Below are 17,494 nucleotides of genomic sequence, written 5' to 3' on the forward strand. Positions count from 1 at the left end.
TCTGCTCAATTCGCACAAAGCATTCGGGCGAAAAGCAGACAAATTGATCTTGCAGATAACATTTATATTTTGCCTTACTACTTGCAAAAATCTCCGCTAATGAATAATTGGTTTCAATGGCTGTTGGATAGCTTAAATTCAGCAAATAGCTATTACCGGCTTGAATTTCTTTCTTCACTAATTCAAAACCAGCTTGATATTCAGCAAAAGTAATTGGATTTGCTGAAAATTCAAAAGATTTAGCCACTTTTTCAAAGGTTTTTTTTGCATTCGATTTGCAAAAAAACTCAAAAAAAAGATCGCTTGTATGAGCCTCTTCAAGCGGAAAAATAAGCGGCTTTTCCTGCTCAAAATCAATTAAAAAGAAAAAAGGACGTTTGGCTCGCCCATATTGATTGGCTTTGTCTATAAAATCTTGCATAAAACTGAAATGCTTAATATTGGAAAGCTCTGTTATAATGCAAAGTAATAGTTTTGAAAAGCATTTTTTGAAAAAGGTTTTACCGATGAACACATCACTTAATATTGATGAAATTTGGATTTATATCGCTCTTGCAATTTGCGTGATAATGGGGATTTATCTGTTTTTCTTGAAATCACGTTATCAGCGAGATGCTTATGAATTAAGCCAAGATCTCAACAAAATCACAGCCGATTTTCACCAAATCAGCGAAAAATATGAAAATCTTAGCCAAGAGAAAAATCAGCTTGAGCAATGGGCTGTGCAGCAGCAAACCAAATATGAATCGGTGTGCGAACGTTTAACCGAGCGAGATAGCCAACTTCAGCATTTTCAGCAAAAAATCGAGCTTGCTGAGCAGCAAGAAAATCAGCTGGAACGTTATATTAACGAGTTGAAAGAGCGTATTGGCTCGGCTCAAGCCAAGTCAGAAAGTTTGGAAGAACAGTTGCAATTCAGCCAAAGTTCCCTTTCCCACAAAGAGAGCGAAAACCAATCTTTATTTGGACGATTAAACGAAGTGCAAAACGAGCTGACTGAATTACGCACGACTTTAAGCGAAAAACAGGCAAATTTTGAGCAGCAGCAACGCAATTTTGTGGAAGTAAAACAACAGCTTAATATAGAATTCCAACATTTGGCTCAACAGATTTTAGAAGAGAAAAGTAAACGTTTTAGCGAAACCAATCAAAGTTCACTTGAGGCGTTGCTCAAACCGTTTAAAGAGCAAATTGAAGGCTTTCAAAAACGGGTGAACGAAGTGCATAGTGAATCGCTCAAAGGCTCGGCGAATTTAGAGGCGGAAATTAAGCGGGTGCTGCAAATTGGTGTATCAATGTCGGAAGAGGCACAAAACCTCGCAACCGCATTAAAAGGCAACAATAAAATTGCCGGCAACTGGGGAGAAGTGCAGTTAGAAAGTGCATTGCAGTCGGCAGGCTTATTGGCGGGCGAGCATTATCAGGCACAAGAGAGTTTTCGAGATGAAGAAGGGCGACGTTTCGCCCCTGATTTTGTCGTACATCTACCCGACCAAAAACATCTGATTATTGACAGCAAAGTGTCGTTATTGGCTTACGATCAAGCGGTAAGATCTGAAGAAAATTTTGCAATTTCTCAAGCGTTAGACGAACATTGCCGTTCATTGAGAAATCATATCGAGGGACTTTCCAAGAAAAATTATAGTGCCCTGTTAGGGGTGAAAAGCCCTGATTTTGTGCTGATGTTTGTGCCGATTGAGCCGGCGTATATTGAGGCGATGAAACACGATCCGCAACTCTTTAATTTTGGCTACGAACGCAACGTGATTTTGGTTTCTTACACCACGCTAATGCCAATTTTACGTACCGTGGCGAACTTATGGCGAATTGAACGTGGTAACACAGAGGCACGAGAAATCAGCGAAAAAGCCGGTGAAATTTATAACCAAGTGTGTGCGGTGGCGGATCGTTTGGCGAAATTAGGCAATACGCTGAACACAGCAAATAATCAATATAATCAAACAGTTACCTCACTCGTTGGGCGGCAAGGCTTAATCGGTAAAGTGGAACGTTTTCAACATCTTTCCAGCAAAGCCAGCCAAATAATGCCGCAGGTGGAATTGTTGGAAAACGAGGCAGACACGATAAAACTGGAAATGGTGTCTAGGGAATTATTGGAAGAATAGTCAAATCTCCCTTAACCCCTCTTTGTCTAAAGAGGGGGACGAGATCACCAAAATCCATAAATTCATCTTTCATCATTAAAAATTAATAGCCAGATGAATTGAATCTTCCCTCTGAATGATCACCCCTCTTTAGAAAAGAGGGGAGGGGGAGATTTGAAATAACAAAGAACCAACCAAATGCAAAAAAAACTATTAATCATCGACAATCACGACTCTTTCACATTCAACTTGGTAGATTTACTTCGCAAAATTCAAGTGCCTGCCAAAGTGGTATTGGTGGAAGAGCTCAACCTAGACGAAGTGGAACAATTCAGCCATATTTTGATTTCGCCCGGTCCTGACGTGCCGAGGGCTTATCCACAAACTTTTGCGATGCTGGAACGCTATCATCAAAGCAAGTCTATTTTAGGCGTGTGCTTGGGGCATCAAACAATTTGCGAATTTTTTGGTGGTACTTTGTATAATTTGAAAGATGTCCGCCACGGGCAGCAACGTACGTTAAGCCAAATTCAGCCTAATCCGATTTTTAACGGCTTACCGAATACCTTTCAGGTGGGCTTATATCACTCTTGGGGCATTTTGCAAAATTCTTTGGAAAAGACACCGCTTGTTGCCACCGCTGTTTGCGACCAAAACGTGTTGATGGCATTTAAACACCAAAATTTACCGATTTACGGCGTGCAATTTCATCCGGAATCCTTTATTACCGAATATGGGCTTCAAATTTTACAAAATTGGCTCGATATCTAGTCTTAGAGCAAGATTTTTAGCCGAAAATCCGCTATAATCTACCGACTATTTACCTCCTTTTTAAATTTCCTTTTTTTAATTTATAGAGGCGAAACATTTTTCGCCCCAATACTCAAGAGATAGTTTAAATGAAAGATTCCATCATTAATAAATTAGAAAGTTTAAGTGAACGCCACGAAGAGTTACAGGCGTTATTGGGTGATGCCTCTGTCATTTCCGACCAAGACAAATTCCGTGCTTATTCCAAAGAATATTCCCAATTAGAAGAAGTGGTTGGCACATTCAACCGCTGGAAAAAGTTAAACAGCGACATTGAAGACGCTCAATTACTTCTTGATGACCCAGATATGAAAGATATGGCAGCAGAAGAAATTGCCGAAAACAAAGCAGAAATTGAGAACCTTGAGCAACATTTACAAATTTTATTACTGCCAAAAGATCCGAACGATGAATATAATGCATTCCTAGAAATTCGTGCCGGCACAGGTGGTGATGAAGCAGGGATTTTCGCTGGCGATTTATACCGTATGTACAGCCGCTATGCTGAAAGCAAACGTTGGAGAATTGAAGAAATGTCGGCAAACGAAAGCGAACAAGGTGGATACAAAGAGATTATCGTCAAAATCAGCGGCGAAGGTGTTTACGGACAGCTTAAATTTGAATCAGGTGGACACCGTGTGCAACGTGTGCCGAAAACCGAATCACAAGGACGTATTCACACCTCAGCCTGTACGGTTGCGGTAATGCCGGAACTGCCGGAAAGCGAAATGCCGGAAATTAATCCGTCTGATTTGCGTATCGACACCTACCGTTCATCAGGTGCAGGCGGTCAGCACGTTAATACCACTGACTCTGCTGTGCGTATTACCCATATTCCAACCGGAATTGTGGTGGAGTGCCAAGACGAACGTTCGCAACACAAAAACAAAGCTAAAGCGATGGCAGTGCTTGCCTCCCGCATCGTGCAAGTGGAACAAGAACGCCAAGCGGCAGAACAAGCTGATACACGCCGTAACTTACTTGGCTCGGGCGACCGTTCGGATAAAATCCGTACCTATAACTATCCACAAGGTCGTGTAACTGACCACCGTATCAACCTAACAGTTTACCGATTAGACGAAGTGATGAACGGCAAAATTGATGAGCTAATCCAGCCGATTATTACCGAATACCAAGCGGATCAGTTAGCAGCGTTGTCGGATCAAAATTAAATTACAAGCGGTCAGATTTTGCATAATTTTTGTAAAATTTGACCGCTTGTGAACTAAAGAAAGAGGAATTTCAATATGAAAAAAATATTATTAGCCATAGCAACTACTCTACTTGCTGCTTGTAACAGCTTTATTAACTCAAGTCCTGCGGTAAAAAACGAAGTTATTACACCAACTACCGAGCATTTTGTTGGAGAGTGGGAGTGTGCGATGAATGGTGTTGCAGCAACAACCAATAAAGTGAAATTAGGCAAAGATGGCAAAGCAAACTATCTTGGAAATGTAACGCTCCCTGCTGAAAACCCAATCTTTAACTATGCTCTTGAGCGTTCAGGCAGCTGGAAATTTGCAGATAACGCCTTAACTTATAACTTTACCCAGAGCAAAGTTTCTCGTGCTCACGCTGATGAAGTACAAGCAAATTTACAAGCAAACCAAGAGTTACAAAGTTTAGAGCAACAATATTTTGATGCATTAAACCAACAAACAAAAAAAGCAGGAAAAACCAAAGTAAGCCTTGCTGTAAATAACTTTACAACCAAAGCATTTAGCATCGAACAGAAAGTTGCTGAAACTGTACGTTCAGGGAATTGTGTAGGGGTTTTATAATTTACTATTCTAAATTGAGAATAGATCGATTTTTTAGCATATATTAATATGGAACCTAATTTCTCTTATCAATGGCAATTTGGCATAAAACCTAATACCTTAGCCAATCTCGTGGTTGCGGGTAGAAAGACTGCAACTTGTTCAGGTTATTGCTTTTATGCGTTAGAAAATCAACCGCTTCCACAAAAAGGTGAAAAACACATTGTATTAGACAGCCAAAATCAAGCTGTTGTGCGTATTCAGCTAAGTGAAGTCTTCATTGAACGCTTTAATGAAGTCACAGAAGAGTTTGCCCTTGCCGAAGGAGAAGGCGACTATCAATCTTGGAAAATTGCCCACCGCGATTTTTTTGAAGGGGAACTTGGTAAGGAGATTGATGAACACTTTGAAGTGGTTTGTGAACGGTTTTATGCGGTAAATGTTTTCCCCAAAACTTACGCAGAATGGCTCACCTTCGCTGAACAAACATTGCTCGAAAATGCTGAAAATAACCCTTTTTTAGATGCTAAGTTCGACGTAAATTTGCTCCTGCAAGCAGTTACAAAACGCACAAAATCAGCAATTTTTGCGTTTAGCGAAACTATCTTAACCGAAAATGAGCTAAAACAACTTGCCGAATACTTAGCAAGACGTGCAAACGGTGAACCAATGGCATATATTTTAGGTGAGAAAGAGTTTTGGTCGTTGCCGTTAAAGGTTTCAACCGCCACTTTAATTCCTCGACCGGATACGGAGCGATTAGTTGAGTTGGCATTAGATTTTGCTTACAAGCGGTTAGAAAAGCAAAAAAATTTGCAAATTTTAGATTTAGGCACTGGCACTGGAGCGATTGCGTTGGCAATGACGAGGGAGTTAGGCCATAAAGCTGATATTATTGGGGTGGATTTTCAGCCTGAGGCGGTTAAACTTGCGGAAGAAAATCGCCAAAATCTTGGCTTTGATAATGTCCGATTTTTACAGAGTGATTGGTTTTCTGCGATTAAAAATCAGCAGTTTGACTTGATTTTATCCAATCCGCCCTATATTGATGCAGAAGATGGAAATTTAACCGTAGGCGATGTACGTTTTGAACCTTTAACTGCTTTAGTTGCCGATAATCAAGGGTTGAGCGATTTGCAAAAAATTATTGAAAATGCACCGCTTTACTTAAAACATCAAGGTACATTAATGTTGGAGCACGGCTGGCAGCAAGGCGAGCAGGTAAGAAATTTATTTGATCCAAATTTGTGGGAAAACATCACAACCGTTCAAGATTACGGTGGTAATGATAGAGTTACCCAAGCAATCCTAAAGTAAAGGCAGGAAATGGACGATATTATTGAAGAATTATTGAAAGAGTTGGCAGAGCCGAAAATTAAGATAAGCGATACCGAGTTGAAAAAGTTTCTCTATCGTGAAATCTTACGGCTTACCACGCTAATTGACGATACGGTAAATGAGCAACAAGTATTTGGGCAAATGTCTGCATTAACTAAAAAAGCTCGCTACAACGTCAATGGTGAAGGCGATGAAGAACGAATTCATCAACTGCTCCATTTAGTTTATAAAGAATGGGGCTTTCATTGCTACTATGAAGACTATTTCCACACGGAAAATTTATTGCTGAATCAAGTCATCAAAAAACGTCGTGGAATGCCGGTTTCATTAGGAGCTGTGGTGCTTTATTTAGCCTCTGTGCTAGATTTACCTCTTTACCCTGTAAACTTCCCGACTCAATTAGTCTTAAGAGCGGAAATGAAACAGCCGAATGGGGCAACCAAAGTCCGCTTTATTAACCCGTGGAATGGCGAATTTATCAGCATTGAAATGCTCAATAAATGGATGGAAGGTGAAATAGGCTTCGGTATGGAAGTTACTCCCGATCTTCTTAGAAGAGCCGAGCCACAAGAACTCCTAGAGCGGATTGAAACAGTGTTTAAAATGGCTCTTACCCGTGAAGGGAAATATGAGGAAACATTGCGTTTAATTGAGTACCGCTTAGCAATGAGCCCTGAAGATCCGTATGAAATTCGTGATCGTGGAATGGTATTAGCAAGTATGGATTGTTACCAAGCTGCATTGGAAGATATCAATTATTTCATCGACCAATGCCCTGAAGACCCTTCCGCTGAAATTCTAAAAATGGAAGTCAAAGGCTTAGAACAAAAAAGCCAAGGAAGTGTGGTACATTAAAATGAAATTAACTGAACAAGAACGTGAATTCCGTATAAGAACAGTGCAAGCAGCGGTTGATAATAATCGGCTTGAAGGATTAAATATTGATAATGAAACAATGACTTTATTCAATGCTTGGATCGATAATCAAATAAGTTTTGATGAAGTAAAGCGGAGCATATATGAAATATGCGGAATTCGACCTCTACACGGATAAAAATGGTGTATTACGTAATAAACTTGGGGCTAAGTCTGACGAAGAATTAGGTACGTTAGAAAGTCGATTGGTCGCAATGAATACGCTTAGTTTAAGGATAAATCCTGTAAAAGGTAATTTTGACTTAGTTCACTTACAAAAAATACACCATCGGCTATTTTCTGAAATTTATGAATGGGCTGGTGAACTGCGTGAAATTGGGATCACAAAAGGTAAAACTGTTTTTGCGGCTCCAAATCGCATTCAACCTGAATTTCATAAACTACATCAAAGACTGATAAGGGAAGAGTTTGAAAAGTATAACAAAGCTACTTTTGCCAAGAAATTAGCTTATTATCTCGGTGAAATAAACATTCTACACCCATTTAGAGAAGGAAATGGACGTAGCCAGCGAGAATTCATTATTCAATTAGCGTTAAAATTTAGTTATCGCCTACATTTTCAAAATGTAACCCCACAAGAAATGATTGATGCCTCAGAGCGTTCAGCTCTTTATGTGGATAATATATTATTTGAACAAATTATTTTTGACAGATTAGAATTTATAAACAAGGAAACCCTATGACAGATAAAATCGTAAAAATTGGTAACATTGAAGTAGCGAACAACAAGCCATTTACCCTATTTGGTGGTATGAACGTGCTGGAAAGCCGTGATATGGCAATGAGAGTGTGTGAGCAATATGTTGAAGTCACTCAGAAATTAAACGTCCCTTATGTGTTTAAAGCCTCGTTTGATAAGGCAAACCGCTCGTCTATCCACTCTTATCGTGGGCCGGGTATGGAAGAGGGGTTAAAAATTTTCCAAGAGTTAAAACAGACTTTTGGGGTGAATATCATCACTGACGTTCACGAAATTTATCAGTGCAAGCCTGTAGCGGAAGTGGTGGATGTGATTCAGCTCCCAGCATTCTTAGCTCGCCAGACCGATTTAGTAGAGGCGATGGCTCGCACCGGTGCAGTAATTAACGTGAAAAAACCACAATTTTTAAGTCCGGGGCAAATGGGCAATATCGTGGAAAAAATCGCAGAGTGCGGTAATGAAAACGTGATTCTTTGTGACCGTGGTACTAACTTCGGTTACGATAATTTAGTGGTGGATATGTTAGGTTTCGGCATTATGAAAAAAGTGTCGAAAGGTTGCCCTGTGATTTTTGACGTGACTCACTCTCTACAATGCCGTGACCCGTTCGGAGCTGCATCTGGCGGTCGCCGTGATCAGGTAACCGAACTTGCCCGTTCAGGTATGGCGATTGGCTTAGCTGGGTTATTCTTGGAAGCTCACCCAGATCCAAACTCTGCAAAATGTGACGGCCCATCAGCATTGCCGCTTGCTAAATTAGAAGCCTTTGTTTCACAAATGAAAGCTGTTGATGATTTAGTGAAATCCTTTGCTGAAATCGATACTTCAAATTAACACCGTAGGGGCAAATTACAGTTTGCCCCTATAATTCACATTCCTACTCTGCGATTCTCCATTAATAAGGAAGAAGCTATGCTCAATATTGTTTTTCTTGACCGTACAGGTATTCCTGCCACCCACGAAATCCCTCGTCCTCACTTTGCTCACACTTGGACAGAATATGATTCCACCACAGCCGAGCAAACCTTTGAGCGTGTGAAAGATGCCGATATTATTGTTACCAGCAAGGTGTTATTACAGCGTGATCTGCTGGCTAAATTACCCAAGTTAAAATTAATTGCGATCACGGCAACAGGTACAAATAATGTGGATTTAGAGGCAGCGAAAGCGTTTGGCATTGCCGTTAAGAATGTAACAGGCTATTCAACCGTTACTGTGCCGGAACACGTGATTGGTATGATCTATTCCCTTAAACATCGTTTAGCCGATTATTACCGTGATTTGATTACTTCAGACCGCTGGGCAACTTGTGGACAATTCTGCTATGTCGATTATCCAATTCAGGATATTCAAGGCTCAACCTTAGGGATTTTCGGCAAAGGGAATATCGGTGCGGAAGTGGCTCGCCTTGCACAAGCGGTCGGAATGAAGGTGATTTTTGCAGAACATCAAGGAGCAACGGAAATTCGTGAAGGCTATACCGCTTTTGAAGAGGTATTTAAACAGGCGGATATTATTTCCCTACATTGCCCTTTAACCGATAAAACGAAAAATTTGATTAATGCTGAAACCTTAGCCTTAATGAAACCAACGGCTTATATTATCAACACAGGACGAGGTCCGTTAATTGATGAACAGGCACTTTTGAACGCACTTGAGCAAGGTAAAATTGCAGGTGCAGCACTTGATGTATTGGTAAAAGAGCCGCCAGAGAAAGATAATCCGCTAATACTTGCAGCAAGACGTTTACCGAATTTACTGATTACGCCCCACGTTGCGTGGGCAAGTGATTCTGCAGTTACGACACTCGTAAACAAAGTTACACAAAATATGGAAGAATTTGTGGCAACAGGTAAGTAAAAAACCGCTTGTATCGATCTATTTTTAGAAGAACCAAATGAATTTAACCCCTTTTTTTATTGCTTTTCGTTATTTTAGATCGAAAAGTGCAGACCGTTTCGGGCGGCTTGTAACCAACCTTGCAAGCCTTGGCATTGTGCTAGGTGTGATGGCGTTGGTCATTGTGCTATCGATTATGAATGGGTTGGAAAATATGCAGAAAAATAATCTGCTTTCTACCTTACCACACGCCATGATTACGCCACAGGAAGGACATTTTTCCAAACAAGAAAAACTCGCTTTGCCTGCATTTGCCACACAAAGTGTGGTGATTAACCGTGCGAACGTGGTCATTCAAAGCTCGGAAGGCATTAATGCCGGGCAGCTGATTGGTGTTGAAAATGCTACAGACGATCCGCTATTAGTTGATCAAAATGTGCCTCAATTATTGCCAACAGGTGAATTTAAGGTGCTGGTTGGTTCTCGTTTGGCTAATAAACTTAATTTAAACGTGGGTGATAAATTGCGGTTAATGATTACCGAAAACAGCCAATACACCCCAATGGGACGTGTACCGGTACAGCGTTTATTTGAAATTTCAGGCATTTACCACTCTAATCGTGAGGCGAGCGAATTTACGCTATTTGCCAATTTAGCTGATGTCGGCAGATTACTGAGAATTACCGAAGATCAAGTACAAGGCGTACGTTTGTATCTGCAAGATCCCTTCCAAGTTACCGAACTTGGCAACCATTTTGATGCAGAACGTTACAAAATCAGCGATTGGCGTGAACAAAAAGGCGAATTTTTCCAAGCGGTAAAAATGGAAAAAAATATGATGGGCTTGTTGATTAGTTTGATTATTGTGGTTGCTATTTCAAACATTGTTACCTCATTGAGCCTAATGGTGGTAGATAAACAGGGCGAGATTGCAATTTTGCAAACACAAGGCTTAACTAAAAAACAAGTAATGCAGATTTTTGTATTTCAAGGAGCGATTGTGGGCGTGATTGGCTCAATTATCGGTGGATTGCTTGGCGTGCTGGTAGTGTCTAATTTGGATCAGATTATTCTCTTACTCAACCCGACAATTCATTTACCAACCTTGATTTCAGGTACACAAATTGCGGTGATTGTAGGCATTTCGATTTTACTTTCGCTACTTTGTACCATTTACCCGGCATATCGAGCCTCAAAAATTGAGCCAGCTCAGGCATTAAGATACGAATAAATAACGGAAATAAAATGACAGAATTACTTCGCTGTGAAAATATCAGCAAATTTTATGACGAAGGCGAACAAAAAGTTCAAGTGCTAAAAGATGTTTCGTTTTCGATGAATGAAGGTGAGTTAGTGGCGATTGTCGGTAGCTCCGGCTCAGGTAAAAGTACCTTATTGCATACGCTTGGTGGGCTAGATCAACCCAGTTCAGGCGAAGTGTGGGTGCGTGGACAGTCATTACAACATTTAAGTTCTGATAAATTAGCCTTATTGCGTAACCAAAACTTAGGCTTTGTTTATCAATTTCATCACTTAATGGCGGATTTTTCCGCTCTTGAAAACGTGATGATGCCAATGTTAATTGGCAAACAGAATAAAACCGAAGCGGCAAATCGAGCAGAAAAAATGCTACAAGCGGTCGGATTAGCTCATCGAATTACACATCGTCCATCTGCATTGTCCGGTGGGGAGCGTCAGCGTGTGGCAATTGCACGAGCTTTGGTGAATAACCCAGCCTTAGTGCTTGCCGATGAACCCACAGGGAATTTAGACCAAAAAACGACCGAAAGCATTTTTGAGCTGATTCAGCAGCTAAACCAAGAGCAAAACATTGCCTTTTTATTGGTTACGCACGATTTAAACCTTGCGAATAAACTTTCACGCAACCTTGTAATGCGAGATGGGGTACTAAGCGAGGGAAGCTTATGAGTACACCCTTTTTTATTAGCTGGCGTTACCAAAGAGGCAAACAGAAAAACCGGCTGGTTTCGCTGATTTCTTGGTTTTCAAGTATCGGTATTGCACTCGGTGTAGCGGTGTTGATTATCGGGCTAAGTGCGATGAATGGTTTTGAGCGTGAGCTGAATAACCGTGTACTTTCAGTTGTGCCACACGCAGAGCTGGTTTCATTTCGAGGTAATCAATCCCAACCCATTGCAGATAGCCAAAAACTAGAAGCATTGGTAAAAAAATCGGAAAATATCACCGCTAGTTCTCCCTTTGTGAGCTTCACTGCCTTAATTGAAAATGGTTCACAGCTTAAAATTGCACAGGTGAGAGGGGTAGATCCACACAAACAAGATCAGGTGAGCAAACTCAGCCAATTTATTCCGGCGGAACAGTGGCAGGCTTTTACTGCTCAGTTTAAAGCTGATGAAGATGGCTTAATTCTTGGAGCAGGTATTGCAAAAGCCCTCGAAGTAGAAGCCGGCGATGAGGTAACATTACTGATTCCCCAACCGACGGAAGACGGCAAATTAGCTCAACCTCTGCGTTTTAATATGCCTGTTACCGGGGTGTTACGCTTAGATGGTCAGTTAGATCATAGCTATGCGTTAATTCCGCTCAATAAAGCCCAAGAGCTGATGGAATATCAGCCAAATCAAGTTTCAGGTATTGAAATGAGTTTAAGCAATCCATTTGCGGTGCAGAGTCTTGAGATGCCCCAGCTTAATGGTTACCCACAGCCACTTTATTTAAATACTTGGATCGAAAAATTCGGCTATATGTATAACGATATTCAGCTGGTTCGCACCGTGATGTATATCGCAATGGTACTCGTCATTGGGGTTGCGTGTTTCAACATTATCTCTACGCTAATTATGGCAGTAAAAGATAAGCAAAGCGATATTGCAATTATGCGAACACTTGGGGCAAATAATGGTTTTATCCGCCGTATTTTCTTATGGTATGGTTTACTTTCGGGTATGAAAGGGGCTTTATTCGGTATTATTTTAGGCGTAATTTTATCGCTAAATTTGACCGCTATCATTAAAGCAATTGAAGGTTTCTTTGGCGTAAAATTACTTTCAGACGGCGTTTATTTTGTTGATTTCCTACCAAGTGAATTACATTGGCAAGATGTCGGCTATGTACTCATTGCAACTATTGTATTAAGTTTGTTTGCCAGCCTTTACCCGGCTAATCGAGCAACGAAACTAGAACCAGCGAAAGTGTTAAGCGGACACTAAAAAGAAAACAAAAAAGTGGCTAAATAATTAGCCACTTTTTTTCGTTTATTATGGATTAAACGGGAAGAACATAGGAATAAAAATCACGCCTAAAATCCAGAATATAATATTGAGCGGTAAGCCAATCTTGATAAAATCACTAAATTTATAGCCACCTGCCCCATAAACCATCGTATTAGTTTGATAACCAACCGGTGTCATAAAGCTGGTTGCCGCTGCAAACATTACTGCAATAATAAATGGCGAGGCATCAACACCTAAAACTTGAGCCGTTGAAATTGCAATTGGTGTTAGTAATACGGCAGTACCGGCATTACTCATAAATTCCGTTAATACCGAAGTAAGTAGGTAAAGCACCGCAAGCACCACTAACGGACCAAAATGCCCTACTTTGCCAAGTGTATTATCTACAATAAATTGAGCAGCTCCACTGTTTGCCATAGCCTCTCCAAGGGGAAGTAAACCGGCAATTACTAAAATAATTTTCCAGTCAATGGATTGGTAAGCTTCATCTGCCGTTAAACAACCCGTTAAACACATTGCAACAGCACCAACTAGAGAACTTATCGCAATAGGTACAATGCCGATTGCTGCTGTACCAACTACACCAACCATTACCCATAAAGCAAATTTAGCACGCCAAGATTCTTCTGTTTTCACTAAATCAGAAGAGAGTACAATAAAATCTTTATCTTTGCGTAAATCGTCCATATCTTCTTTTGGTAACGTTAATAACAGGATATCCCCCATTTTAAAGCTGATACCACGCAAACGCTCCCTAATGACTCGGCTACGACGCTGCAATCCTAATACGGTAGCATCTTTATTCCAACGTTGTTGTAAAATCGGAATTGTGCCCCCCACCCAACGTGAAGTTGGGGAAATCATCACTTCTGCTATCATTAAATCATCAAAATCATCTTCATCAAGATCTCGGCGACCATAAACAACGTGATGTAAGCCATATTTTTCACGTGCACCTGATAAATCTGCCGATTCTCCACGCAGTAATATAATGTCGTGTTTCTGTAATATTTGATGGCTTGGAGTAGATAAACGTTCCCCATTTCGTAGTAAACCTACAGCAAACAAACTAAATTCTTCAATTAAACCAGATTCGGCTAAACTCTTACCAATTAAAACAGAATTTTTATTTACTTTTAATTCAGAGACATATTTACCAAATCCTACCCCTTCTTCAAGTTGCAAGCGTGATTCAGGTAATAAGAAGCGACTGGTCAATAATAAATAAACCGTACCAACTAAGAAGAAAATAATCCCTAAAGGAGCAAATTCAAACATTCCGAAGCCTGAATGCCCTTGATTTTGTGCAATGGAGTTTACCAATAAATTAGTTGATGTCCCAATCAGAGTACAAACCCCAGCCATTTGGGAAGCAAAAGATAAAGGAATTAAGGATTTAGACGGTGCGAGATTAATATTTTGTGATGCTGCAATCACGATTGGAATTAATACCGCAACGACTGCTGTATTATTCACAAAAGGCGAAATTGCCGCATTTACGCCACATAATACTAATATGAATACCCAAGGCGTTTTAACTTTTGCCAGTAAGCCACCGATGCTATCTAATGCTCCGCTATTCTGTAAACCTGCCGCTAACACAAACATTGCAGTAACAGTAACTGTTGCAGAATTTGAAAATCCACTTAATGCGGATTTAGTATCAATTTGCCCTAATAATACTAATGACGATAAAACTAAAACAGCAACCGCATCCATACGAATTTTTTCAGTTGCAAATAAAAACACCGCAATAAAAGTTACTGCCAGTGTTACTACAATATCCCAAGACATCCTTTTACTCCAACTTTAATATAAATAAGAGCTGCAATCATAAATCAAGCTATTATGTTTGTCTCTAAATTTTATTAACTTAAAAATAACAAAAAAGCTGATTATACAAATAATCAGCTCTCTATTTCTCATTGATTAACCACGATATTTCTGGTGCTGCTTAACTGCCTTACGAATTTGACGAATATTAGTACGGCGACGGTTTGCAGTTACGTCCACTTTGGTTTCTGTTTCTGCCGGCAAGCCAACCAGCTCACGCAAGTAGTTCACCTGCTCAAGCCCCATCTCTTCCCAGCCGCCACGCGGTAAGCCTTTATCTAATTTAATGTTACCGTAACGAATACGGATTAAACGGCTCACTTCCACCCCTTGTGATTCCCACAAGCGGCGAACTTCACGGTTACGCCCTTCGGTTAAAGTTACATCAAACCATTGGTTTAAGCCGGTTCCGCCAACTACTTTAATTTGCTTAAAGTTAGCCGGACCGTCTTCCAACTGCACACCTTTGCGTAAGCGTTGCAACATTGCATCGTCAATATTGCCGAACACACGCACTGAATATTCACGCTCCACTTCACGGCTTGGGTGCATTAAACGGTTAGCAAGCTCGCCATCTGTAGTAAAGAGTAATAATCCCGAAGTGTTAATATCTAAACGCCCAACTGCAATCCAACGAGCCCCCGTTAAACGAGGTAAGCGATCGAACACCGTTGCTCGTCCTTCAGGATCTGAACGTGTACATAACTCCCCTTCCGGTTTGTAGTACATCAATACTCGGCAAACCTCTTTTTGAGCAGGCATTAAATTCACTAAATGCCCATCAATACGGATTTTGGTAGAAGAACTCACTTGCACACGGTCGCCCAAAGTAGCAATTTTTCCGTCTACACTCACACGCCCGCTAGCAATAATCTCTTCCAACTCTCGGCGAGACCCCTGCCCTGCTCGAGCTAAGATTTTTTGTAGCTTTTCGCCCACTACCTTGGCTTTTTTCTCTTGAGATACCGTCTCACTAGCGGTTGTTTTTTCCACTTTTTTTGCAACACTCGCCGTTAATGGCTTAGAAATTGGACGTTGTGGTTTTTCTGAGGTTTTACCGAATTTGCGTTCAGATTTCTCATTTAATTTCGGCTCGCCTTTTTTGAAAGATGGACGATTATCCGCGTTTCTCTCTGAGCGGAAAGTGTGGCTTGGTTTCTTTTGAAAAGTTGTCATAAAGTTCCTTTTGTCGCTTTCACAAGCGTCTGAATTTTAGTAGATCTCCCTTTATGGGAGATAGGGTAATTTTAATTAAACGGCGTTGGATCGCCCGAACCTTCTCGAATAACGACCGGAGCATCTTCGGTTAAATCAATCACCGTTGTCGGTTGTTGCCCTAAATAACCGCCGTGAATGATTAGATCGACCCTATGCTCTAATTGCATACGAATTTCATCAGGGTCAGATTCCGTCATTTCAGTATCAGGCAACATCAACGAGCAAGAAAGAATTGGCTCACCGAGTGCCGCAATTAAAGCTAACGCAATCGCATTATTCGGCACACGAATTCCCACCGTTTTACGCTTTGTCATCAATCTACGAGGCAACTCTTTGGTTGCAGGCAGAATAAAAGTATAAGGGTTTGGCGTGTTATTTTTAATTAAGCGATAGGCTTGATTATTCACTAACGCATAAATAGAAAGTTCAGATAGATCACTACAAACTAAGGTGAAATTATGATTTTCCGGCAATTTACGAATTGCGACAATTCTATCCATTGCGTGCTTATCGCCCATCGCACAACCTAAGGCGTAGCCTGAATCGGTTGGATAAACAATCACACCACCATCTTTAATAATTTCTACCGCTTGATTAATTAATCGTTGCTGTGGATTATCGGGGTGAATATAAAAAAATTGCGTAGTCATCGTCTTCACGCCTTTCGCTTGATAAAAATTGGGCTAATTATACACCAATATGCCCGAAGCTCTATAAATATCTACAATAATTGCTTGACTTATTTATTTTGTACTAGTTTAATAGTACAAAATAAATTTTCTATAGGAATTTGCAATGTCTTATTTAACTATTACCCAAACAGAGCTTCCTTACTTTTCAGATACAACCCACATTTACTATGCGTTATGTGGCGAACGTACGCATACTTTATTATTAGATTCTGCCGAAATTCAGAGCAAAAACAGTTTAAAAAGTCTATTGTTTGCCAAATCCGCTGTGCATATTTTTTGTGAAGATCAACAGGTTACTTTTCACGCCTTAACCAAAAACGGCGAAGCTGTATTGCCATTGATTGAAAAAGCGTTAAACCAACTTTCTCCAGCTCCAATTTGCAAATTTTTAAGCAAAAATGACCGCTTGCAAGCCACATTCCCAACCATCAGCAACCATTTAGATGAAGACAGTAAACTCAAAACCACTACTGTTTTTGATGGTTTACGCACTGTCAGCCGGCTGTTTGCAAATTCAGCATCGCCAATCTATTTAGGTGGTTTATTTAGTTACGACTTAGTGGCGAATTTTATTCCGATGGAAAACATCAGCCTGCAAGATGATGGCTTAAGCTGTCCTGATTACAGTTTTTATTTAGCAGAGCAGCTCGTTACAATCGATCATCAAACAGAAAAAGCAATGCTAAATACGTTTTGCTTTGAGCCAAGCGAGCAATCTCATCTCCAACAACAAGCGGTCGAATTTTATCAAAAACTTGCAAATCTTGCTGAAACCGAGCTTTCACTAGAAATTAAAGCAGCAACAGATGAAGCAACTGCTAATATTGAAGATGAAGACTTTAAGGCGATTGTCCAAAAACTCAAGCACCATATTAACATTGGTGATGTATTCCAAATTGTGCCTTCTCGCCGTTTTAGCTTGCCTTGCCCGAACACGCTTGCCAGCTATAAGCAGTTAAAAATTAACAATCCAAGCCCTTATATGTTCTATATGCAAGGAGAAAATTTCACTCTATTTGGGGCTTCGCCGGAAAGTGCGTTGAAATAT

General features: G+C 40.4%; 18 protein-coding genes. 14 read left to right on the top strand and 4 right to left on the bottom strand.

The genetic code is table 11. From position 1 onward, the window contains the following. The coding region (locus tag ACJHV0_RS07670) for a chorismate-binding protein (RefSeq protein WP_483133823.1) at positions 1-421 on the bottom strand (421 nt) is incomplete at its 3' end. Between the two features lie 85 nt (positions 422-506). Between ACJHV0_RS07670 and ACJHV0_RS07675 the strand changes: the two genes are divergently transcribed. From ACJHV0_RS07675 to lolE, 13 genes are all read left to right on the top strand, one after another. Further along, a complete protein-coding gene (locus tag ACJHV0_RS07675; protein WP_483133824.1) occupies positions 507-2,126 on the top strand; it encodes a DNA recombination protein RmuC in 1,620 nt (539 codons plus the stop codon). Positions 2,127-2,303: 177 nt separating this feature from the next. Beyond that, positions 2,304-2,876 (top strand): anthranilate synthase component II, encoded by a 573-nt coding sequence (locus ACJHV0_RS07680; protein ID WP_025236439.1) that lies wholly within the window; start codon positions 2,304-2,306, stop codon positions 2,874-2,876. A 128-nt stretch (positions 2,877-3,004) separates the two neighbouring features. After that, positions 3,005-4,087 (top strand): peptide chain release factor 1, encoded by a 1,083-nt coding sequence (prfA, locus tag ACJHV0_RS07685; protein WP_334248533.1) that lies wholly within the window; start codon positions 3,005-3,007, stop codon positions 4,085-4,087. 75 nt (positions 4,088-4,162) lie between these two features. Next, positions 4,163-4,696, top strand: a complete 534-nt coding sequence (locus ACJHV0_RS07690) for a hypothetical protein (RefSeq protein WP_483133825.1) — start codon at positions 4,163-4,165, stop codon at positions 4,694-4,696. 48 nt (positions 4,697-4,744) lie between these two features. Further along, positions 4,745-5,992: a peptide chain release factor N(5)-glutamine methyltransferase gene (gene prmC / locus ACJHV0_RS07695; RefSeq protein WP_483133826.1), complete on the top strand. Its 1,248-nt coding sequence runs from the start codon at positions 4,745-4,747 to the stop codon at positions 5,990-5,992. 9 nt (positions 5,993-6,001) lie between these two features. After that, complete coding sequence (locus ACJHV0_RS07700; protein ID WP_483133827.1) at positions 6,002-6,868, top strand: SirB1 family protein; 867 nt, start codon at positions 6,002-6,004, stop codon at positions 6,866-6,868. Position 6,869: 1 nt separating this feature from the next. Next, entirely contained in the window at positions 6,870-7,067 is a 198-nt protein-coding gene (locus ACJHV0_RS07705) for an antitoxin VbhA family protein (RefSeq protein WP_334248530.1), read from the top strand. Beyond that, a complete protein-coding gene (locus ACJHV0_RS07710; protein ID WP_483133828.1) occupies positions 7,033-7,632 on the top strand; it encodes a Fic/DOC family protein in 600 nt (199 codons plus the stop codon). Before ACJHV0_RS07705 ends, ACJHV0_RS07710 begins: the two co-directional genes overlap by 35 nt. Continuing rightward, positions 7,629-8,483 carry a 3-deoxy-8-phosphooctulonate synthase gene (gene kdsA, locus ACJHV0_RS07715; RefSeq protein WP_483133829.1) on the top strand — a complete coding sequence of 285 codons (855 nt, stop codon included), beginning with the start codon at positions 7,629-7,631 and terminating at the stop codon, positions 8,481-8,483. Before ACJHV0_RS07710 ends, kdsA begins: the two co-directional genes overlap by 4 nt. 78 nt (positions 8,484-8,561) lie before the next feature. Beyond that, a complete protein-coding gene (locus ACJHV0_RS07720) occupies positions 8,562-9,509 on the top strand; it encodes a 2-hydroxyacid dehydrogenase (protein WP_483133830.1) in 948 nt (315 codons plus the stop codon). Positions 9,510-9,546: 37 nt separating this feature from the next. After that, positions 9,547-10,719 (top strand): lipoprotein-releasing ABC transporter permease subunit, encoded by a 1,173-nt coding sequence (locus ACJHV0_RS07725; protein ID WP_483133831.1) that lies wholly within the window; start codon positions 9,547-9,549, stop codon positions 10,717-10,719. Positions 10,720-10,733: 14 nt separating this feature from the next. Beyond that, positions 10,734-11,417, top strand: coding sequence for a lipoprotein-releasing ABC transporter ATP-binding protein LolD (lolD, locus tag ACJHV0_RS07730; protein ID WP_283386217.1), 684 nt, complete (start codon positions 10,734-10,736; stop codon positions 11,415-11,417). Beyond that, the gene (lolE, locus tag ACJHV0_RS07735) at positions 11,414-12,679 is read left to right on the top strand and encodes a lipoprotein-releasing ABC transporter permease subunit LolE (RefSeq protein WP_483133832.1); all 1,266 of its coding nucleotides are present in this window, start codon (positions 11,414-11,416) and stop codon (positions 12,677-12,679) included. Before lolD ends, lolE begins: the two co-directional genes overlap by 4 nt. Positions 12,680-12,727: 48 nt before the next feature. On the opposite strand, the gene ACJHV0_RS07740 is transcribed toward lolE, so the two are convergent. From ACJHV0_RS07740 to ACJHV0_RS07750, 3 genes are all read right to left on the bottom strand, one after another. Then, positions 12,728-14,497 carry an SLC13 family permease gene (locus ACJHV0_RS07740; RefSeq protein ID WP_483133833.1) on the bottom strand — a complete coding sequence of 590 codons (1,770 nt, stop codon included), beginning with the start codon at positions 14,495-14,497 and terminating at the stop codon, positions 12,728-12,730. A 135-nt stretch (positions 14,498-14,632) separates the two neighbouring features. After that, positions 14,633-15,712 carry a 23S rRNA pseudouridine(2605) synthase RluB gene (gene rluB, locus ACJHV0_RS07745; RefSeq protein ID WP_483133834.1) on the bottom strand — a complete coding sequence of 360 codons (1,080 nt, stop codon included), beginning with the start codon at positions 15,710-15,712 and terminating at the stop codon, positions 14,633-14,635. A gap of 71 nt (positions 15,713-15,783) precedes the next feature. Next, positions 15,784-16,404: an L-threonylcarbamoyladenylate synthase gene (locus tag ACJHV0_RS07750; protein ID WP_025236451.1), complete on the bottom strand. Its 621-nt coding sequence runs from the start codon at positions 16,402-16,404 to the stop codon at positions 15,784-15,786. 145 nt (positions 16,405-16,549) lie between these two features. On the opposite strand from ACJHV0_RS07750, the gene ACJHV0_RS07755 reads away from it, so the two are divergent. Further along, on the top strand, positions 16,550-17,494 hold a 945-nt coding region (locus tag ACJHV0_RS07755; protein WP_483133835.1), incomplete at its 3' end, for a chorismate-binding protein.

Source organism: Mannheimia sp. (genome assembly GCF_056854775.1).